We start from the raw sequence: 19,624 nt of genomic DNA on the forward strand, positions 1-19,624 counted from the left end.
CGGCCTCCCTCCGGAGCGCCGTCAGGTGAGGGCGTCGCGACGCTGGGTGAGGAGGGCGCGCTCGGCGTCGTTGTCGCAGCGTTGGATGGCGAGGTCGTATGCCGCGTGCGCGCCTTGGGTGTCGCCGGCGCGGGTGAGCAGCTCGGCCCGGACCGCCGGCAGCCGGTGGCTGAGCGGCAGCTCGTCGTCGAGTCCGTCGAGGGCTGCGAGCCCGGCCTCCGGTCCCTGCGCCTCGGCCACAGCGACGGCCCGAGCCAGCCGGGCACTCGGCGTCGGCGACAGCGCCAGGAGGTCGTCGTAGTGGCCGACGACGCGAGCCCAGTCGGTGGCGTCGGCGGTGGGCGCGGTGGCGTGCTCGGCCGCGATCCTGGCCTGGACGGCATACGCGGCGGTCTGGATGGTGACCGGCCCGCTGAGGCTCGGTGAGCGCAGGAGCCGCACCGCCTCGTCGACCTCGTCGTGGTGCCAGCGCGACCGGTCCTGGTCGGGGAGCAGGACGATGGCGCCCTCGTCGTCGACGCGGGCGTCGCGGCGGGAGTGCTGGAGCAGCATGAGGGCGAGAAGCGCGACGAGGACGGGCTCGTCGGGTCGGGCGCCCAGAACTACCCGGACGAGGCGAATCGCCTCTCCTGCCAATGCGATTCGCACGGCGTCGGGTCCACTGCCCGGCGCATAACCGGCGGTGAAGGCGAGGTATGCCGTGTGCGCGACCGTGTCGAGCCGCTGCGGCAACACGTCGGCCGAGGGCACCGCGAACGGGATGCCGGCCGCCACGATCTTCTTCTTGGCCCGGGTGATCCGGGCGGCCATGGTGGGCTCGCTGACAAGGAACAGTCGGGCGATGTCAGGTGTGGTGACACCGAGGACGAGGCGCAGCGACAGGGCGCTGGCGGCGGCGAGGTCGAGCGCGGGGTGGGCGCACATGAGCACCAGCCGGAGCAGGTCGTCCTCGACGAGGTCGCCGGGGTCGGCCCGGATGCCGTCGGTGGCCGTGCTCTGCGTGTGCTCGTGGTCGACGAGCAGGAGCGGTGCCTTGCGTTGCGCCATCGCCTCGGCGCGCAGCCGGTCGAGGATGCGGCGCCGGGCGGTCGTGTGCAGCCAGCCAGCCGGGTTGTCGGGGACACCGTCGGTCGGCCAGCGTCGGGCCGCCGCCTCCACCGCGTCACCGAGGGCGTCCTCGACCAGGTCGAGGCGGCGGAAGTGCACGAGGAGCAGAGACGTCAGGCGTCCCCACTCCTCGCGCACGACCGTCGCGAGCGCCTCCTCGTGACCCTGCGGCATACGTCTCAGACGCTCTCGTAGCCGTCGACCTTGACCGTCGGGCGGATCTCGACGGTGTACTGGTGCGGCAGCAGCTTGGCCGCGGCGATGGCGGTGTCGAGGTCGGGGAGGTCGACGTCGTAGTAGCCGCCCACTTGTTCGGCGAGCTCGGCGAAGGGGCCGTCCGTGACGACCGGTTCGCCCGCCTCGTCGCGCCGGATGGTCGTCGCCAACTCAGCGTCGGAGAGGGCCGCGCTGTCGATCCGCCTGCCGTGTTCGTCGACGAACCGCTCGAAGGCGTGGTGGTCGTCGAAGAACTGCTGCCGCGTGGCGTCGTCGGCCATGTCCCACTGCCCCGGCGTGTAGGCAACCATGACGACGTACCTCATGACGGCTCGCCCGCGGCGCCCGGGATCCGCTTGGCCTCGGTGGTGGCGTGCAGCTCGGCGCCGCCGACGATCTTGTGCCCACGCTCGGTGAGCTCGGCCGCGAACCGGTTGTACTCGGCATACCCGGCCTTGCGCTGGTCCTCGTCCATGGTGGTCCACCAGCGGTTGGCGTCCCCCACGATCAACACGACGTACTCGGTCATGGTGCTCTCCTTGCCCTGTAGTCCTCGGTGCGTGGCCGCGGTTGCGGCCTCACTCCCCTGACGTACGAGGTGGCCCCGAATCGACAGCCTGCCCGAAAACGTGTTGGCGCACCCAGGAATGCATGGCGATGGCGGCCGCGGCCCCGGCGTTGATCGAGCGGGTGGAGCCGTACTGCTCGATGTGCAGGATCGCCGCGCACGCGTCGCGAACCTCGGGCGTGAGGCCGGGGCCTTCCTGTCCGAAGACGAGCACGCATTCCCTTGGGAGAGTGGCGGTTTCGAGCGACGTGGAGCCGGGCAAGTTGTCGATGCCGATGAGGGGTATGCCGCTGGGCTGGCCGTCGCGGTCGGGCTCACCGGCCGTCGCGCCCCAGGCCACGAAGTCGGTGACCGTGGGGTGGTGGTACTCGTGCTGGTAGCGGTCGGTCACCATGGCGCCGCGACGGTTCCAGCGGCGCTTGCCGATGATGTGGAAAGCCTTGGCGCCCATGGCATTTGCGGTGCGCACGACCGAGCCGATGTTGAAGTCGTGGCCCCAGTTCTCGATGGCGACGTGGAAGTCGTGGCGGCGGGTATCGAGGTCGGCGACGATCGCCTCGTGCCGCCAGTAGCGGTACTCGTCGACGACGTTGCGCCGGTCGCCCTCGCGCAGCAGCTCTGGGTCGTAGCGGTTGTCGTCGGGCCACGGCCCCTCCCACGGCCCCACCCCCACCGTCGGCACCAGCCCGGGCCCCGGTTCCGTCACGCGCCGAGTTCCTCGAAGAGGGTGAGCTGCACGGCGCCAGGCGCGTCGAGGCGGGCGTTGAGCGAGTTCCACGGAGTGCGTGTGGGCTCGGCGACGAGGGTCGCGCCGCCCGCGAGCGCGGCTCGCGTCACCCCGGCTGCGTCGGCGACCTCCAACGCGACCCGGAAGTGGGGCGCCACGCGGCGGCCAACCTCGACCTCGTCGATCAGCTCGACCTGGGCTGTGTTCGACAGCTCGAGCGTGGCCCGGCCAGCACCCAGGATCATGACCTTGGCGCCGCCCTCGCCCTCGTAAGCCTCCTCGGGCGGCATACCGAGGACGTCCCGGTAGAACCGCACTGCTTCGTCGTAGTCCTCGACGTGGACGACGAGCCGCACCTGGGAAACGCGTGGTGTCACCGGGGGCATGAAGACCACAATGGCAGGCATGCCATCCCAGTCCCAGCAGGACCCGACCATGTGGGTCGACTCGAACGACGACCCGCGCCAGGACCAGCAGCACGAGCAGGACGAGCGGGGGACCTATCAGGACTACCTCGGCCACTACCGGCTGACGCTGCAGATGAAGTGCGACGGACTCACGCCCGAGCAGCTGGCGACGCGGTCGGTGCCGCCGTCGACCATGTCCCTCCTGGGGATGGTGCGGCACATGGCCGAGGTCGAACGGGTGTGGTTCCGACGCGTGTTGTCGCAGCAGGACGCCGACCGGTTCTGGGGGCCTCGGCGCGGCGACGACGACTGGAACGGCGCCGTCGGCGAGCAGGCGGCGGTCGACGAGGCGTTCGCAGCGTGGCGCGGCGAGGTCGCCTATGCCGAGGAGTGGCTTGAGGCGCACCCCGACATGGACGCCGTCATCGACGACCCCGAGCGCGGCCCGATCGCCGTCCGGGACGTGTTGGTGCACATGGTCGAGGAGTACGCCCGGCACTGCGGCCACGCCGACCTGCTGCGCGAGTGCATCGACGGTCGCACCGGCCAGTGACCCCGCGCGCTTGCTTGCGTCCGCGGTTTCGGTTGTCCGGACAGCCAGATCCGCGGACGCAAGCGGGGTGGGGTGTCGGGAAGCGGTGCGAGCATGGGCCGCATGACCAGGCTCGGGATCATGTTCACGCCCTCCTTGCCGCCGGAGTCACTGCCCACAGTGGCGCGCGCGGCCGACGAGCATCTCGACGACCTGTGGGTCTGGGAGGACTGCTTCAAGCAGAGCGGTCTCGCGAGCGCCGCCGTCGCACTCGCCCGCACCGATCGGCTGCGCGTCGGCATCGGGCTCATGCCGGCGCCCCTGCGCGCAGTCGCCCTCACCGCCATGGAGGTCGCCACCCTCGCCCGCCTCTTTCCGGGGCGTTTCGTCCCCGGTGTGGGTCACGGCGTGCAGTCGTGGATGGGGCAGGCCGGTGTCCGGGTCGAGTCACCCCTCACGCTGCTGCGCGAGTATGCCGTGGCGTTGCGTCAGCTCCTCGCCGGCGAGGAGGTGTCGGTGCAGGGCCGGTACGTCCAGCTGGACGGGGTGAAGCTGGACTGGCCGCCCGACCCCGCGCCGCTGCTGATGAGCGGTGGCCAGGGACCGAAAACCCTTGCGCTGGCAGGGAAAGTCGCCGACGGCATACTCCTCGCGGCCGGGGTGAGTGAGGACGACCTCGAGCGTTCGCTGCGATCGGCACTCGCGGAGCGACCCGCCGACCTTCCCGCGCCCGAGGTCGTGCACGCGCTCATCGTCGCGACCGGTGACGGTGCCGAGCGGCGGCTGGCCGCCGAGTACGCGATGTGGGACGTCGAGGCGGCACCGGGCCGAGGGGTCGCCGGGGACGCGGAGGCCGTCGCTGCGGCCGTGCGCGCGTTGTCGGCACGCGGCGCGACGACGGTCGCGCTGCAACCGACCACCTACCTCGACGCCGAGGGAGTCGCGGCGCTCGTCGAGTTCGCCGGCCGCGAGGTGCGGCCCCTCCTCGCCTGACCGCCGCGCCCCTCGCTGCGTCTGCGTCGGTGGCTGCCACAGCCACCGTTCACGCAGACGCAAGCAAGCGCGCGGGGAGAAAACCCGTTGCTGCCAAGGCTTCCGCTCTGCTGCCATGAACGGGTCCGATCCATCCACCCGAACGACAGGAAGACCGATGCGAGCAGCTTTCACGTCCCGCCAGGTACCCACCTACCGAATGGATGTGAAGGCAGTTGCGAACGCTCACTGTGGGTGTGGTCGCGCATGTTGACGCCGGCAAGACCAGCCTGACCGAACGGCTCCTCTTCGAGACCGGCGTCCTCGACCGGCTCGGCCGCGTCGACGACGGCGACACCCAGACCGACACCATGGCGCTGGAGCGCCAGCGCGGCATCACCATCAGGTCGGCCGTCGCCACCTTCGAGTGGCGGGGCACCGTCGTCAACCTGCTCGACACCCCAGGCCACTCCGACTTCGTGGCCGAGGTCGAGCGGGCCCTCGCCGTCCTCGACGCGGCGGTGCTCGTCGTGTCTGCTGTCGAAGGCGTGCAGGCCCAGACCCTCGTCCTCATGCGGGCACTGCAACGGCTCCGCCTGCCTGCCGTGCTCTTCGTCAACAAGGTCGACCGCGCCGGCGCCGACCCGGAACGCGTCCTGACCCAGGTGGCCGAACGCCTCACCAGCGACGCCGTTCCGCTGGGACTCGTGGAGGCACCGGGAACCAGCGCAGCGGCCTACGAGCCCTTCGAGCTCGGCCCATCCGAGCGCGAGTCCCTGCGCGCACGCACACTGGCCGACACGGCATACCCGGTCGTCTTCGGCTCCGCCGTGACCGGCGCCGGCGTGCCCGAGCTGCTCGATGTGCTCGTCGACCTCGCCGACACCGAAAGCGATGCGACACAAGGCGATCCGTCGGGGGTCGTGTTCAAGATCGAGCGCACCGAGGGTGGCCAACGACGGGCGTTCGTGCGGATGACCGGCGGCACTCTGCGGGTGCGTGACCGCGTGGCGGTCGCTGGGGGCGCGCCCGACCGGGTCACCGGCATCGAGGTGTTCGAGCCCGGTGGCCTCCGGGTCGAGGGCGCGGCCACCGACGGCCGCATCGCGGTCGTGCGTGGCTGGTCCGGTGCCCGCGTCGGCGACCGGTTCGGCCCGCAGACGAGACGCAGGTATGCCGTGGAGCTCACCCGGCCGAGCCTGGAGACGGTCGTCGAACCCGTCGACCCGACCCAGCGCGGGCGCCTCTTCACCGGGCTCACCGATCTCGCCGAGCAGGACCCGCTCATCGCGCTGCGGCAGGACGACGGGCGCGGCGAGGTCGCGGTCTCGCTCTACGGCGAGGTGCAGAAGGAGGTGCTCGCGGCGCTGCTCGAGCAGGACCACGGCGTGCGCGCGACGTTCCGGCCCACCACCGCCATCTGCGTCGAGCGGGTGCGCGGAGTCGGTGCGGCCCACCAGCTCATCGGGGTCGCCCCCAACCCGTTCCTCGCCCAGCTCGGGCTGCGGGTCGAACCCGCTCCGGTGGACAGCGGGCTCGAGCTGGCGCTGGAGGTCGAGCTCGGCTCGATGCCACCAGCCTTCTTTGCCGCCGTCGAGGAGGGCGTGCGCGCCACCCTCTCGGAGGGAGTGCACGGATGGGCCGTGCCCGACGCCCGCGTGGTCGTGACGCACTCGGGCTACTACCCGCGCCAGAGCGCGATGCATGCGACCTTCGACAAGTCGATGTCGAGCACCGCCCAGGACTTCCGCAGCCTGGCCAAGCTGCTCCTGGCCGAGGCGCTCACCCGCGCCGGGACGACGGTCTGCGCCCCCATCCACGCCTTCGAGCTCGAGGTGCCGCAGGACCTGCTCGGCGCCGTCCTCGCCGAGCTGCCCCGGCACCGGGCGGTGCCGCTCACGACGACTGTGCTCGGGTCGGGTCACCATGCGCCCGCCCGGCTCATCGGCGAGCTGCCGGCGGACGAGGTGCACGGACTCGCGCAGCGCCTGCCGCACCTCACCCGCGGCGAGGGTCTGCTGACGACGCACCTCGACCACTACGCGCCGGTGACGGGTTCGCCGCCGAGCCGGACCCGCGCCCTGCCCGACCCGTTCGCCCAGATCGGGGACTGGACCCGCATCCAGCGCACCTGGCCCGCCGGCTGACGCTTGCGTCCGCGCTTTTGCCTCGCCGTGGGGCAAGTTCGCAGACGCCAGCAAGCGCACCCGGGTAGGTGCGGCGATCTGAGAGGGCGCTGAGAAACGGGGCCGGAACGGCGGCGAGGATTCGGGAGAAGGCGACCACGCGGCATACCCTTGGCTCGTGATGGCTCCCACCCTCGGCCCTGACTGGATGGACCCCCAGTGGCTGCTGACCAAGTTCGGCGCGCAGTTCTTCTGGGTCAGCGCCGCGATCGTCTTCATCGAGTGCGGTCTGCTGTTCCCGATCCTCCCCGGTGACTCGCTGCTGTTCGCGGTGGGGCTGTTCATCGCGCAGGGGTCGATCCACATCAACATCGCGCTGGCCTGCCTGCTGCTCACGGTCGCGGCCTTCGCGGGCAACGTCGTGGGGTACGAGATCGGGCGCGCGGTCGGGGCGCCGCTCTACGAGCGCGACGGGCGGATCCTCAAGAAGAAGTACTTCGACGACACCCACGCGTTCTTCGACAAGCACGGCGCCAAGGCCCTGGTGCTCGGGCGGTTCGTGCCGATCGTGCGGACCTTCATCACCGTGGTCGCCGGCGTGAGTCGGATGGACCGCCGCCACTTCTTCGTGTGGAGCGGGGTCGGAGCGGTGCTGTGGGCGACCGGCATCACGCTCCTCGGCTACTTCCTGGGGCAGCAGTTCCCGGTGCTCAAGGACAACCTCGAGCTGGCGATGCTCGTGATCGTGGGCATCTCGGTGGTGCCGATGATCATCGAGTTCATCCGCGCGAAGCGTCCCGGCAAGACGACCGGTCCCGAGCAGGTCGTCGAGGAGACCGTCGAGGCCGCCAAGGACCTGCGCGACAGCTGACGGTACCCGTAGGGGCCGCCTGAGCGCTGGCACTCGTTGCCGACCGCTCGGCACGAACGCGCCAGATCACGCCTTGGTGCCGAGCCAACGGCAATGAGTCGGTATGCCGTCCGGTCGGCTCGGCGTCGACACGCACCTTCGGCGTCCGTCACGGGGTGGACGGCCCCCGGATGTCGAGCAGCGGTGTCGGACCCCCCGCCTACGGTCGGCGCATTCCATTTCGACGACCGGCAGGGGGGACCATGTCCACACCGGCACTGACCGCATGGCACGACCAGAACCGTCGCAGGACGACCGAGGCGATCCGGACCTTCGGCTGTTCCAACACCTATGTGTCGGACGACGCCGACTGTCCGTGCTGCGCGCTCGAAGGGAACCGCGCGCAGCGACGCGCAGCGGGAGCCCGGGGCAGGCGCAAGGCGCCGAAGCCACCGTTCTGTTACACCACGGGCCTGTTCGGCGTAGGGCACCCCGAGCTGGTGGTGTTCAGCCTGGGACCTGACGCTTCGAGCGCCCTGCTCAACAGCCTGGCGCACCGGGTGCTGCACGGCCACGACCTCACCCCCGGGGACGAGGTGCCCACGGACGAGCCCAGCCGGCGCATCCTCGTGGAGGAACTGCCCAACCCCGGCCAGATCGTGCTCGCTGCCAACGACTACTACGACCGACCGGCCAGCCACTCCGTCCCCGCCTTCCAGCTGACCTGGTCAGACGCGTTGGGACGGTTCCCGTGGGAGGCGGGGTACTCCGGAGGCGCCCAGCCACGGCCGGGAACCTTCAAGGCCTGACAACCGAGCTAGCTCCTGACACCCGCGCTGGTTTCGTCGACCCGCGCTGTCGTGGCAGCGCGGTCCGTCGAGGTCGGCGCGGGTGTTGAGGTGGTGAGGGCGCCAGCGCGGTGCAGGGCGAGGCCGGCCCAGACCGCGACGAGGACGCCGAGCGCACCGGCCACCACGTACGACAGTCGCGGCCCGAGCGTCGATGCCGCGAGGCCGCCGAGCACCAGCGCGAGCATGGTGCAGGTGCGGGCGGAGCCGTTGATGAACGCCATCGCCTTACCGCGCTCGCGCCCGGGTATGCCGCGCACGATCACCGCGAAGAGGCAGGCGTTGCTGACCGCGTTGGCCAGGCCGAGGACCGCGCCCCACCCGTAGAGCCAGGTGATGCCGGGCGCCAGCCCCTGCCCGACCTGCGCCAGCGACATCATTGCGAGGCACACGACGATGGCGCGCAACCGCACCACATCGCGACCGAACCACCCGGCGGCGACCGCGCCCGCGAAAGCCCCGACGCCGGTCATCGTCTGCCAGAACCCGAACTCCGCCTGCGACGCCCCGAGCGCGTCCCGGGCAAGGAACACCTCGACGGCGTTCATGCTCTCCAGCGTCACGACGAACGGCAGCAGCGCCAGTACCAGCACCCAGACGACGCGGTTGCGCCGCACGACCGCGAGCCCGGCGCGGGGCACCAGCGCACCCGCGTGCCGCACCCATCGCGCCCCCGCGGGCGCAACCGACGAGCCGGGCGAGGAGTCAACCGACACGTCGGAGGACAGGTGCGGCTCGGACCGGCTGCGGACGAGGACACCCGCCACGAGGAGCGTCAGCGTCGTCGCGGCATCCACGAGGAACACCACGCGGTCGCCGTGCAGCTCGACGAGCAGGCCGCCGAGGCCCGCACCAAGCGGCGAGGCGACGGCAGCCAGCGCCTGCTGCACCGACACCAGCCGCCCCACGTGGTCGTCACCGACGGCACGGCTCAGCACCGAGCTCCACAGCGGGTTGCTGAACGCGAACCCGGTCTGCAGCACGAGCACCAGCCCGTAGGTCGCCACCAGCCCATCGGTGAGCGCGAGGCCGACGAGCGCAGCCACCTGCGCCCCGTGGCCCAGTCCGAACACGACGCGCGGATCGACCCGGTCGGCGACCTCCCCGGCCAGGCCCATGGTGACCACGACGGGCAGCGAGAAGCAGACGAGGAGCGCCGTCACGGCATACGGACCAGCCCCGGAGTCGTGCACCCGCAGGAGGAGCGCGACCATCGCCATCGCGTCGCCGGTGATGGAAACGGCGGCGGCCGGCACGGCCAGCCGCACGTTCCGCGCTCGCCATATATGAAGCGTCTCCTTCATAGTTTTGAAGGTAACGCTTCATTTCATGTCCCGTCAACTACGCTCTTGGTATGCCGCGCAGCCGCCGACGTTCGACCCTCACCATCGACGACCCCAAGGCCCTGCGCGCGCTTGCCCATCCGGCTCGCCAACGGATCATCAACGAGCTCTACAACGGCGAGGTCCTCACGGCGACCGAGGCTGCCGAGCTGTGCGGGCTGACCCCGTCGGCGACGAGCTACCACCTGCGGGCGCTGGAGAAGTGGGGCATCGTCGAGCGCGGTGACGCGAGTGGCGACGGCCGCGAACGCCCTTGGCGGTCGGTCGCCGAGCACATCACCGTGTCACCCGTGGCGCACCAGGCTGCGGGTGCCTCCGCGAGCGCGGCGTTCCTGCACCCCTGGGCCCAAGAGGTGACCGGAGGCATCGAACGCGCCGCCGAGGTCATCGCCGCCGACGGGGCGGACGAGCGGACCACGATGAGCCGCGGCCGCCTGTGGCTCACCGCCGACGAGGCCAAGGACCTGCACCGCGAGCTCGAGGCGGTGCTGAAGCCCTACAAGAAGCGCACCCGCGCCAACCACCCCGACGGGTCCGTGCCCCGCGACGGTTACTGGCTGCTCCTGCCTCCCCCGGGCGCCGACTCCTGACCGGCCACGTCGGTGACGTCAGAGGGTGATGAGACCGGCCTTGTATGCCGCGGTGACGGCGGCGGTGCGGTCGGTCACCCCGAGCTTCTCGAAGGCGCGGAGCAGGTGCGTCTTCACCGTCGCCTCGCCGATGTGCAGCTCGCGGCCGACCTCGTTGTTGGACAGGCCACGGGCCACACACTGGAGCACCTGCGTCTCTCGCTCGGTCAGTGCCGGCGCAGCGGGTTCGCGCATGCGTGACGCGAGGCGTGCGACGACGGGTGGGGCGAGCACGGTCTCGCCACGGGCGGCCCGGCGGATCGCATCGGCAAGGGTCTCGCGGGGTGCGTCCTTGAGCAGGTAGCCGGTGGCACCCGCCTCGACGGCGCGGACGATGTCGGCATCCGTGTCGTAGGTGGTGAGCACCAGCACCGCCGGGGCATCGGCGCCCGATGACCGCAGCCGAGCGGTGGCCTCGGCGCCGTCGACGCCGGGCATCCGCAGGTCCATGAGCACGACGTCGGGCGTGAGCCGCGCGGCCTGGGCGACTGCCTCCGCACCATCTGCGGCCTCCCCCACCACCTCGAAGTCCTCGTGCTCGGACAGCATCGCCACCAGACCCATCCGCACGACGGGGTGGTCGTCGACGACCAGCAACCGCAACGCTTCCGCGCTCACAACGGCACCTCCACTCTCAACCGGGTGCCCTCACCGGGCGCTGTCTTGACCTCAAACCTGCCACCCACCTCGGCAGCGCGAGCTGTCGCACCGTCCAACCCGTAGCCTGCGCGCTCACCCGACCACTCGAAGCCGACCCCGTCGTCGGCAACCTCGAGGCTCACCGGCTCGTCCGCGGCATACCGCAGCCTCACCTCGAACGACGACGCGCCCGAGTGGCGCCGCACGTTGGCCAACCCTTCCTGTGCGGTGCGCACCAGGACCACCTCCGAGTTCGCCTGCAGGACAACGGGTTCGCCCTCGACGACCAGCCGCCCGGACATCCCGCTGCCCTGACCCACCGCGTCGACGAGCCGCTGCAGCGCCTCGGCCAGCGTGCGGGACTGCAGGTGCCCCGGCGTCATCTCGGCGACGATGAGGCGCGCCTCGGCGAGGTTCTCCGAGGCCGTCTGCTCGATGATGCGCAGCCGCTCCCGCACGGCCTCCAGGTCGCCGCGGTCGACTGCCGACTGGGTTGCGCGTGCCAGCGTCACCACCGACGTGAAGCCCTGGGCCAGCGTGTCGTGGATCTCGCGGGACATCCGTTCGCGTTCTGCCGCAACACCTTGCGCGCGTTCGGCAGCGGCCAGCTGGGCCTGGGCGAGGTGCAGCTCGTCGATGGTGCGTGCCCTGGAGTCGGCCTCGCGGATGATGCGGTCGATGAAGAGCCCGAGCGTCAGGGACAGCACGAGCATGATCACGGTGCTGATCACGATCGCCGCGAGCTGGTCGTGGGTGCGCGGCGCCTGCCACACCCGGACGATGGCGATGGCGATGACGGCCACGACGACCGCCACGGCGGCGCGGTTGCGCGGCAGGCTCGCCCAGGTCTGCGGGAACAGGCCGAACGTGAGGATCCACGCCGACCCCGTCCCGTCCAGCGACATGAGGACGACCATCAGCGCCCAGGCGACGACCACGTATGCCGTTGCCGCGCGGAGGTCCTGTTGGCCCAGCCCGCGCCAGCCCCACACGGCATACACGACGGCGACGCCGGCCACGTCGGCCAGCTGCCATGGCAGCTGGGGCTTGCCCTCGAAGACGAGCACCCCAGTGGTGGCCACCAGGAGGATGGCGAACAGGGCGTGCCACCAGCGCACCTGGCGGCGCCACATCTCGTCGAGCTCCTCCGACGACGGGCCGTCGACGGCCGCAGTCGCCTGGGGCGGCTCGGCAGGGTGGACGAGGCTCACGGCACCATCATGTCGTGCCGCGCTTGGACCAGCGGAAGGTCCGCGCGCACAGGACCAGGCCGACCACGAGCCAGGCGCCGATCACGAGCGCGGTGCGGCCGTGCTCCCAGCTGCCCGCCATCTCCATCGACTTCCAGTCGTCGGGGTAGAACACCGACCGCATGCCCTGCGCGATCCACTTGAGCGGAAAGACCGACGCCACCTGCTTGAGCCAGTCGGGCAGGTCGCCCCAGGCGAAGTAGACGCCGGAGATGAACTGCAGCACCAGCGTCGGCGCGATCACGAGCGCACCCACCGACCGGGACGACGTAGCCAGGGAGGAGTAGGCGATGCCGAGCACCGTGCCGCACGCGACCCCGAGCAGGAACACCCAGGCAAAGGTGGCCCAGCGACCGGCATCGGTCGGCAGCTCGACACCGAAAGCCAAGCGGGCAAAGGCGATCAGCAATGCGAACTGCGCCAAGGATGTGAGCGCGACGAGCCCGATCTTGCCCAGGAAGTAGGAAATCGGCGGCATCGGCGTCGCCCGCAGCCGCTTGAGCGTCCCGTCGTCCCGCTCGACCGCCACGGACAACGCCATCGTCTGGAAGCTGGTCAGCATCACTCCCGCCGCCGCCATCCCCGGCAGAAAGAACCGCGCCGCATTGACCTCGGTCTCCGCGCCTCGGTCGAAGTTTCCGCCGAAGACGACGGAGAACAGACCGAGCATGAGGATCGGGAAGGCGAACGAGAAGAACACCGCCTCCTTCTCGCGAAAGTACATCTTGAGCTCGAGCAGGGTGCGGTCCCAGCCGATCGCGACGGCGTTCACTTGGCGTCCTCCAGCTCTCGTGCGGTGGCGTGGTCGGGCTCGCCGCCGGCGAGGTGCGGCGCGATGAGCGAGAGGTAGGTGTCCTCCAGCGACGGTCTCGTCACCGTGAGGCCGGGCACCTCGCCGCCCCGATCCCGGGCGAGCCGGGTGACGAGTTGCGTTGGGCTGCTAGTTCTTTCGGTATGCCGCGTGCCTGACTCGTCCTCCCAGGTCACCGTCGCCTGCGAGGACGCCCGGCCGCCGAGGTTGGCCGGGGAGTCGAGGGCGAGCATGCGCCCGGCCGCGATGACGCCGACCCGGTCGGCGAGGTGCTCAGCCTCGTCGAGGTAGTGCGTCGTCAGCAGGATCGTCGTCCCGCCCTGCTTGAGGCCGCGGATGAGCTCCCAGAAGTCTCGGCGCGCCTGCGGGTCGAACCCGGTCGTCGGCTCGTCGAGGAAGAGCAGCTCGGGCCGGCCGATGATGCCGAGCCCGACGTCGAGGCGGCGCCGCTGGCCACCGGACAGCTTGCCGACGCGGTCGTCGGCCTTCTCGGTCAGCCCGACGGCGGCGATGACCTCCTCGACGTCGCGCGGGTCGCGGTAGACCTTGGCGGTGCTGCGCAGCGCCTCGCGTGGCGTGATGAGGTCGAGGCCGGTCGAGCTCTGCAGCACGATGCCGATCCGGTTGCGCCAGGCCAGGCCCGCCGTCTGCGGGTCCTCGCCCAGCACGGACACCTCACCGGCGTCACGCTCCCGAAAACCCTCGAGGACCTCGACGGTGGTGGTCTTACCGGCCCCGTTCGGTCCGAGCAGGGCGAAGACCTCGCCGGGCTCGATCACCAGGTCGAGGCCGTCGACGGCGGCGCGGGCGCCATAGGTCTTGCGCAGTCCGGTCACACGGATGGGAGCGTCTGCTGCGGGCATGCCCCCAGCCTGCCGGGTCACCACCGCCAACGATCAGCCCCGACCGGTGGACGCGGGGTCCACCACTCGGTGGACCCCATGTGACTGGTGGGGTTGGGTCAGGGTTGCTGGGGCGGCTGCTGGCCCTGGCTCTGGCCGGGCTGCGGCTCGGGAGCGGCCGGTGGCGGCGTCGGGGCTGCACCCTCGGGTGCCGGACCGGCCGCACTCGCCTCACCGGCGCTGGGCGCCGACGGCGCAGGCGGGGCGGGGTCGCCCGCTGGCGTGCCCCCGGCATACCCGCTGGGCGGGGGGATCGTGGCGTCGCGCTGCCCGAAGTCGACCTTCACGGGGTCGCGCTCTTCGCCCTCGACCTCGAAGTACTCCTCGCGGCCGATGTTGAACATGCCGGCGATGATGTTCGAGGGGACGGTCTCGACCTTGGTGTTGAGCTCGCGCACGTTGGCGTTGTAGTAGCGGCGGGCGCTGGCGATGCGGTCCTCGGTGGAGGTCAGCTCCTGCTGGAGCGCCATGAAGTTCTGGTTGGCCTTGAGGTCGGGGTAGGCCTCGGCGACCGCGATCAGCCGACCGAGCGCCTGGGACAGCAGGCCCTCGGACTGCGCCTGCTGCGCGGGCGACTGGCCGCCGGCCATCGCGGCCGAGCGCGCCTTCATGACGTCCTCGAGGGTGCCGCGCTCGTGCGCCGCGTAACCCTTGACCGTCTCGACGAGGTTGCCGATCAGGTCGTGCCGACGCTTGAGCTCGACGTCGATCTGGCGCCACGCCTCCTGCACGAGGTTGCGCAGCTTGATGAGCCCGTTGTAGACGCCGACCGCCCACAACAGCAGCAGCACGACGATGACGCCGATGACGATGAGTGCGATGACCATGGGGTCCCTCCCGATCAGGTTGTGCCCAGCCTAGGGGCAGAACTACGCGAGGCCGAGGTCCTCGAGCCCGTAGACGAAGCGGTACTCCAGCCCGGACTTGGCCTTGACGTTCTCCGGCGCGCCGGTGGACCGGTCCGCAATCGCTGCCACCGCAACGACTTCCGCGCCGTCCTCGCGCGCCGCGGCCACGGCCTCGAGCGCCGAGTCACCGGTCGTCGACGTGTCCTCGACGACGACCACCCGACGGCCCTTGATCGAGGGACCCTCGATGCGCTGTTGCAGCCCGTGCGCCTTGCCGGCCTTGCGCACGACGAACGCGTCCTTGCGCTCACCCGCCGCCGCACTCGCATGCAGCACCGACGTCGCGACGGGGTCGGCACCGAGGGTGAGGCCGCCGACGGCGTCGTAGTCGAGGTCCGAGATCAGGTCGCGCATGACGATGCCGACCAACGGCGCCGCCTCGGCGTCGAGGGTGATGCGGCGCAGGTCGACGTAGTAGTCGGCCTCCTTGCCCGACGACAAGGTCACCTTGCCGTGGACGATGGCCTTGTCCTTGATGATCTCGAGCAGCCGGGCGCGGGCGGCAGCGATGTCGGGCGTGGTGTCGATGCTGTCGGTCACGGTCCGTGAGCCTACCGAGCGCGCGGCGGACGGTGATCGCCGCTGCCATGCCAGGTATGCCGCCCGCTCGCCTGCCGTGGTGCGGCGCACCTAGGGTGGCGAGCATGGCCGGCACCGACCCAGCCCTCGTCGCCGAGATGCGCGCCGCCGCAGCAGCGCTCGCCGACGCCCTTGACCCGGACTCCCGGGCGAGGCTCGCCACGACGCTCGACGACCCGGCATACCGCGAATGGACTTATCTGCCGGGACCGCGCGACGGGGCGATCCTCGCCGACATGACCGAGCCCCAGCGCGACCTCGCCCTCGCCCTCCTCGACACCGGGTGCAGCGCGACCAGCCGCCACAGCGCCCGCGCCGTCATCGACCTCGACATCGTGCGGCGCCAGCTCGGCGGGGGAAACCCGCAGCCCGGCGACGACCGGTTCTGGTGGCGCGTCATCGGCGACCCGGCCCGCGACGATGCCTGGGCGTGGCGCGTCAACGGTCACCACCTCGCGATCCACGTGACCGTCGTCGGCGACGACATCACCGTGACGCCCAGCTTCTTCGGCTCCGAACCCGCCACCGTCCTCTCCGGTCCCCGCCAGGGCCTGCGCGTCCTCACCGCCGAGGAGGACCTCGCCCGCGACCTCCTCGCGACCCTCGACGCCGACCAGCAGGCCATCGCGGTCACCAGCGACGAGGCGCCCGACGACATCCTCACCCGCAACGACCCCGTCGCCGACGACTCCGTGATCGCCCGGGGCATCGCCCGCGCCGACCTGCGCCCGGACCAGCAGGAGCGGCTCGCCGCCCTCGTGCAGCACTACTTCGGGCGCACCCCCGATGCCGCCGCCCGCGACGCCTGGGACCGCGCGACCCGGGCCGGCCTCGACGAGATCCGCTTTGCCTGGGCTGGTGGGCTCGAGCGCGGCCAGCGCCACTACTACTCCGTGCTCGGCCCCACGTTCCTGCTCGAGTACGACAACACCCAGGACGACGCCAACCACATCCACAGCGTCTGGCGCGACCTGCGCGAGGACTTCGGCGGCGATCTCCTCGCCGCCCACTACAACGCCTCGGCGCACTGACGAGAGGTATGCCGCGGGCGCCAGCCACGCGGCATACCTCGCCTAGCTCTTGCGGCGCCGACCTGGGCGGTGCGCCGAGGCGGCGTTGGCGCGCACGATGGGACGCGGGATCACGCGCAGGGCGGTGACGATCGCCTTGTACTGCGGTCCAGGCACGGACACGACCTTGCCCTTGGCGACGTCGTCGAGGGCGTCGCGCACGAGGCGGTCGGAGTCGAGCCACATGAAGTCGGGGATGCTCGACATGTCGAGCTTGGCGCGGTCGTGGAACTCGGTGTGCGTGAACCCGGGACACAGCGCGGTCGCGGTGACCCCGCTGCCCTTGAGCTCGCTCGCGAGTCCCTCGGTGAAGACGGTGACGAACGACTTGGCCGCCGAGTAGGTGCCGGACGCGATGAACGACGCCACCGAGCTCACGTTGACGATGGCGCCGTGGCCGCGCTCGCGCATGGCATTGGCAGCAGCGTGCGAGAGCACCATGACGGTCCGGGCGAGCACGTCGAAGACGGCTTCCTCGGACTCGATGGCGTTGTCGAGGAAGCGTCCCTTGAGCGAGTACCCCGCGTTGTTGACGAGCAGGTCGACCGGCCGGGCCTGGTCGGCGAGGCGCTCGGCGACCTTACCGGTCTCGGCGCGGTCGGACAGGTCGGCCACGAGGATCTCGGTGCCGACGCCATAGGTCGCCTGCAGCTCGTCGGACACGTTCTCCAGCCGTGCCCGGTCGCGCGCGACGAGCACGATGTCGTGCCCGCGCTCGGCGAGCTGGTGCACGAACGACAGGCCGATGCCGGCGGTTGCTCCGGTCACGAGGGCAGTGCTCATGGGCCCACCGTATGCCGCGCGGCTGGCTCCTGTCGTGGCGCGCACCACCGGCTGGACACCGGGCGCATCCGACCAAAGTCGGAACCGCGCGCGGGCAATGTCCATCTGCCGGCGGATTCGCCGGCAGAGCATCAGCGGCAAGGGTGGAGGGGCACGACGAACACCGAACACCGAACCAACCACCACACACCTGACGCAAGGAGACCTCGTCATGCCCGGGCCATCGTCTGTCCGCCGCCGGACCACCCTCGCCGCCACCACCGTGCTTGCGCTCGGCGCCACGCTCGCCGCGCCGGCCGCCGCCCAGGCGGCCGACCGCCCGACCGACCCGACGGCCCTCGAGCGGGTCGCGCGCAGCCTCCAGCAGCCCGGACCGCTCGCCACTGCGGACCCCCAACGGTCCGAGCGGCTGAGCCCACGCTCGGCCGCCCCGGGCGGACCAGCGTCGGCCACCCTCCAGCAGGCAGTACAGGGCGTCGTCGACGACGGAGCGGTCGGCATGACGGTCCGCGTCGACACCGCGTCCGCGACCACGGCAGCCGCGGCCGGACGCCGCGACATCACCCGCAAGGCACCGGCGAAGACGAACAGCCCGTTCCGCGTCGCCAGCAACACCAAGATGATGGTGGCCACCACCGCGATGCAGCTCGTCGAGGACGGCACCTGGTCGCTCGACACCACCGTCGACGACGTGTGGCCGGGCCTGATCGGCGCACGCGGGTCCCAGGTCACCGTGCGCAACCTGCTGCAGCACTCCTCCGGTCTGCCCGACGGCGTCTCGCCGCTGATCGTCGCCAACGCGGGCGGTGACGTGACGATCAACGGCGCCGCGAAGGCGCTCGCCGCCGACTACGAGCCCGAGCAGGTGCTGCAGGCCGCCCTCGCCAAGCCGTGGCTGTTCGAGCCCGGCACCCAGGCCGTCTACTCCAACACCGGCTACATCGTGCTCGGCATGCTGTTGGAGAAGCAGACCGGCAAGCCGCTCGCCCAGCTCCTCGAGCAGCGCATCTTCACGCCGGCCGGGATGCAGCACACGCGTTACGCGACGACCCCCAAGCTCACCGGCAACTCCCTCATGGACGTCCTCAAGAGCGACGGGGCGGCGATCTCCCTCAACCGGTTCGACCCCGAGCTGTTCGCCGCAGCGGGTGCCGTCGTCTCCACCACCGAGGACCTCAGCGACTTCACCCGCGCCCTCATGACCGGCCGGCTCGTGTCGAAGCAGACGCTCACCACCATGCAGCAGACCCGCAAGGTGACCACGGCCGTCGGACCCGACGGCACGGCATACAGCATCGACTATGGCCTGGGCATCTATCGGCTCCCCGACCCGTGCCAGCCGGGCGCGTTCCTGTGGGGACACGACGGCGCGACCTTCGGCACGCTGAGCCTTGCGGTCAGCTCGGCCGACGGCACCCGTCAGGTCAGCGCGGGGTGGAACGGCCGGTACATCAACACTGACGGTTCCACTCCCTACAACCCCGACGACGCGCTCGCCCCGGCGCTGCTGGCAAGCTGCGACTGACCTCTCGTTAGGGTGGCGGTCGTGCGCATCGCCACCTGGAACGTCAACTCGATCCGCTCCCGCATCGACCGCGTGGAGGCGTGGCTGCAACGCACCGACGTCGACGTCCTGGCGATCCAGGAGACCAAGGCCACCGACGAGAAGTTCCCCTTCGACCGGTTCCGCGCGCTGGGCTACGACGTCGCCCACCACGGCCTCAACCACTGGAACGGCGTGGCCGTCGTGTCGCGCATCGGCATCGACGACATCGAGCCGTCGTTCCCCGACGCCCCGGGCTGGGGCGAGCCGCCCGTCGTCGAGGCGCGTGCACTCACGGTGAGCTGCGGCGGCATTCATCTCACCTCCGTCTACGTGCCGAACGGGCGCAACATCGCCGACCCGCACATGGACTACAAGGTCGCCTGGCTCGAGCGGCTGCGGGCCCGAGCCGCCCAGCGGGTCGCGGCCGGCGAGACAGCCGCGCTCCTCGGCGACTGGAACATCGCGCCGCAGGACGACGACGTCTGGTCGATGGAGTACTACCTCGACAAGAGCCACGTCTCGCCGCGGGAACGTGCCGCGTTCCAGGGCTTCCTCGACGACGGGTACGTCGACGTGGTCCGGCCGCACACCCCCGGCCCGGGCGTCTACACCTACTGGGACTACACGCAGCTCGCCTTCCAGAAGCGCCGCGGCATGCGGATTGACTTCATCATCGGCACCCCGGCGTTCGCCGCCCGCGTCGAGGGTGCGGCGATCGACCGTGAGGAACGCAAGGGCAAGGGCGCGTCCGACCACGCCCCCGTCGTCGTCCAGCTCGCCGGCTGACCTCTGGCGGTCGCTAACTTACTCT

Annotated in this window: 22 protein-coding genes; 9 read left to right on the forward strand and 13 right to left on the reverse strand. The window is 71.1% G+C overall.

What is annotated here, in order from left to right; all coding sequences use genetic code 11:
- Positions 1-21 precede the first annotated feature (21 nt).
- The 5 genes from HJG52_RS18120 to HJG52_RS18140 are packed head-to-tail and all read right to left on the reverse strand — an operon-like array spanning position 22 to position 2,995.
- Positions 22-1,281, reverse strand: coding sequence for an RNA polymerase sigma factor (locus tag HJG52_RS18120; protein WP_171245033.1), 1,260 nt, complete (start codon positions 1,279-1,281; stop codon positions 22-24).
- A 5-nt stretch (positions 1,282-1,286) separates the two neighbouring features.
- Complete coding sequence (locus HJG52_RS18125) at positions 1,287-1,634, reverse strand: YciI family protein (RefSeq protein WP_240978195.1); 348 nt, start codon at positions 1,632-1,634, stop codon at positions 1,287-1,289.
- An 11-nt stretch (positions 1,635-1,645) separates the two neighbouring features.
- A complete protein-coding gene (locus tag HJG52_RS18130; RefSeq protein WP_171245035.1) occupies positions 1,646-1,852 on the reverse strand; it encodes a hypothetical protein in 207 nt (68 codons plus the stop codon).
- Between the two features lie 49 nt (positions 1,853-1,901).
- Positions 1,902-2,597, reverse strand: coding sequence for a TrmH family RNA methyltransferase (locus HJG52_RS18135; RefSeq protein WP_346767832.1), 696 nt, complete (start codon positions 2,595-2,597; stop codon positions 1,902-1,904).
- Positions 2,594-2,995: a VOC family protein gene (locus tag HJG52_RS18140; RefSeq protein ID WP_346767833.1), complete on the reverse strand. Its 402-nt coding sequence runs from the start codon at positions 2,993-2,995 to the stop codon at positions 2,594-2,596. Before HJG52_RS18140 ends, HJG52_RS18135 begins: the two co-directional genes overlap by 4 nt.
- 28 nt (positions 2,996-3,023) lie before the next feature.
- On the opposite strand from HJG52_RS18140, the gene HJG52_RS18145 reads away from it, so the two are divergent.
- The 5 genes from HJG52_RS18145 (at position 3,024) to HJG52_RS18165 (ending at position 8,314) form a co-directional block, all read left to right on the forward strand.
- The gene (locus HJG52_RS18145) at positions 3,024-3,578 is read left to right on the forward strand and encodes a DinB family protein (protein ID WP_346767834.1); all 555 of its coding nucleotides are present in this window, start codon (positions 3,024-3,026) and stop codon (positions 3,576-3,578) included.
- A 102-nt stretch (positions 3,579-3,680) separates the two neighbouring features.
- Entirely contained in the window at positions 3,681-4,550 is an 870-nt protein-coding gene (locus tag HJG52_RS18150; protein ID WP_171245038.1) for an LLM class flavin-dependent oxidoreductase, read from the forward strand.
- Between the two features lie 230 nt (positions 4,551-4,780).
- Positions 4,781-6,676, forward strand: coding sequence for a GTP-binding protein (locus tag HJG52_RS18155; protein WP_346767844.1), 1,896 nt, complete (start codon positions 4,781-4,783; stop codon positions 6,674-6,676).
- 160 nt (positions 6,677-6,836) lie between these two features.
- Positions 6,837-7,526: a DedA family protein gene (locus HJG52_RS18160; protein ID WP_171245151.1), complete on the forward strand. Its 690-nt coding sequence runs from the start codon at positions 6,837-6,839 to the stop codon at positions 7,524-7,526.
- 242 nt (positions 7,527-7,768) lie between these two features.
- Positions 7,769-8,314 (forward strand): DUF4262 domain-containing protein, encoded by a 546-nt coding sequence (locus HJG52_RS18165; protein ID WP_171245040.1) that lies wholly within the window; start codon positions 7,769-7,771, stop codon positions 8,312-8,314.
- Between the two features lie 8 nt (positions 8,315-8,322).
- Here HJG52_RS18165 and HJG52_RS18170 read toward each other — a convergent pair whose 3' ends face one another.
- Positions 8,323-9,657: an MFS transporter gene (locus HJG52_RS18170; RefSeq protein WP_171245041.1), complete on the reverse strand. Its 1,335-nt coding sequence runs from the start codon at positions 9,655-9,657 to the stop codon at positions 8,323-8,325.
- Between the two features lie 50 nt (positions 9,658-9,707).
- Here HJG52_RS18170 and HJG52_RS20475 point away from each other — a divergent pair, with 50 nt between their 5' ends.
- On the forward strand, positions 9,708-10,286 hold the full coding sequence (locus tag HJG52_RS20475) for a winged helix-turn-helix domain-containing protein (protein WP_206071093.1): 579 nt from the start codon (positions 9,708-9,710) through the stop codon (positions 10,284-10,286).
- A gap of 18 nt (positions 10,287-10,304) precedes the next feature.
- Here the strand turns inward: HJG52_RS20475 and HJG52_RS18180 are convergent, their stop codons facing one another.
- The 6 genes from HJG52_RS18180 to pyrE all read right to left on the reverse strand — a co-directional run bounded on the left by HJG52_RS18180 (position 10,305) and on the right by pyrE (position 15,375).
- A complete protein-coding gene (locus HJG52_RS18180; protein WP_171245042.1) occupies positions 10,305-10,943 on the reverse strand; it encodes a response regulator in 639 nt (212 codons plus the stop codon).
- Positions 10,940-12,175, reverse strand: coding sequence for a histidine kinase (locus tag HJG52_RS21780; protein ID WP_171245043.1), 1,236 nt, complete (start codon positions 12,173-12,175; stop codon positions 10,940-10,942). Before HJG52_RS21780 ends, HJG52_RS18180 begins: the two co-directional genes overlap by 4 nt.
- Positions 12,176-12,182: 7 nt before the next feature.
- On the reverse strand, positions 12,183-12,986 hold the full coding sequence (locus tag HJG52_RS18190) for an ABC transporter permease (protein WP_171245044.1): 804 nt from the start codon (positions 12,984-12,986) through the stop codon (positions 12,183-12,185).
- On the reverse strand, positions 12,983-13,888 hold the full coding sequence (locus HJG52_RS18195) for an ABC transporter ATP-binding protein (protein ID WP_171245045.1): 906 nt from the start codon (positions 13,886-13,888) through the stop codon (positions 12,983-12,985). The genes HJG52_RS18190 and HJG52_RS18195 overlap by 4 nt, the downstream gene beginning before the upstream one ends.
- 98 nt (positions 13,889-13,986) lie before the next feature.
- On the reverse strand, positions 13,987-14,754 hold the full coding sequence (locus tag HJG52_RS18200) for a LemA family protein (RefSeq protein ID WP_171245046.1): 768 nt from the start codon (positions 14,752-14,754) through the stop codon (positions 13,987-13,989).
- A gap of 42 nt (positions 14,755-14,796) precedes the next feature.
- Positions 14,797-15,375, reverse strand: a complete 579-nt coding sequence (pyrE, locus tag HJG52_RS18205) for an orotate phosphoribosyltransferase (protein WP_346767835.1) — start codon at positions 15,373-15,375, stop codon at positions 14,797-14,799.
- Between the two features lie 104 nt (positions 15,376-15,479).
- On the opposite strand from pyrE, the gene HJG52_RS18210 reads away from it, so the two are divergent.
- A complete protein-coding gene (locus HJG52_RS18210) occupies positions 15,480-16,445 on the forward strand; it encodes a DUF3500 domain-containing protein (RefSeq protein WP_206071095.1) in 966 nt (321 codons plus the stop codon).
- Between the two features lie 42 nt (positions 16,446-16,487).
- On the opposite strand, the gene HJG52_RS18215 is transcribed toward HJG52_RS18210, so the two are convergent.
- Positions 16,488-17,267 (reverse strand): SDR family NAD(P)-dependent oxidoreductase, encoded by a 780-nt coding sequence (locus HJG52_RS18215; RefSeq protein WP_171245047.1) that lies wholly within the window; start codon positions 17,265-17,267, stop codon positions 16,488-16,490.
- 211 nt (positions 17,268-17,478) lie between these two features.
- Here HJG52_RS18215 and HJG52_RS18220 point away from each other — a divergent pair, with 211 nt between their 5' ends.
- Together HJG52_RS18220 and HJG52_RS18225 are read left to right on the forward strand one after the other, a co-directional pair.
- Positions 17,479-18,792, forward strand: a complete 1,314-nt coding sequence (locus tag HJG52_RS18220; RefSeq protein ID WP_171245048.1) for a serine hydrolase domain-containing protein — start codon at positions 17,479-17,481, stop codon at positions 18,790-18,792.
- 21 nt (positions 18,793-18,813) lie between these two features.
- Positions 18,814-19,599: an exodeoxyribonuclease III gene (locus HJG52_RS18225; protein WP_171245049.1), complete on the forward strand. Its 786-nt coding sequence runs from the start codon at positions 18,814-18,816 to the stop codon at positions 19,597-19,599.
- Positions 19,600-19,624 lie beyond the last annotated feature (25 nt).

The organism is Knoellia koreensis, from assembly GCF_013041615.1.
Classification (GTDB): domain Bacteria; phylum Actinomycetota; class Actinomycetes; order Actinomycetales; family Dermatophilaceae; genus Pedococcus; species Pedococcus koreensis.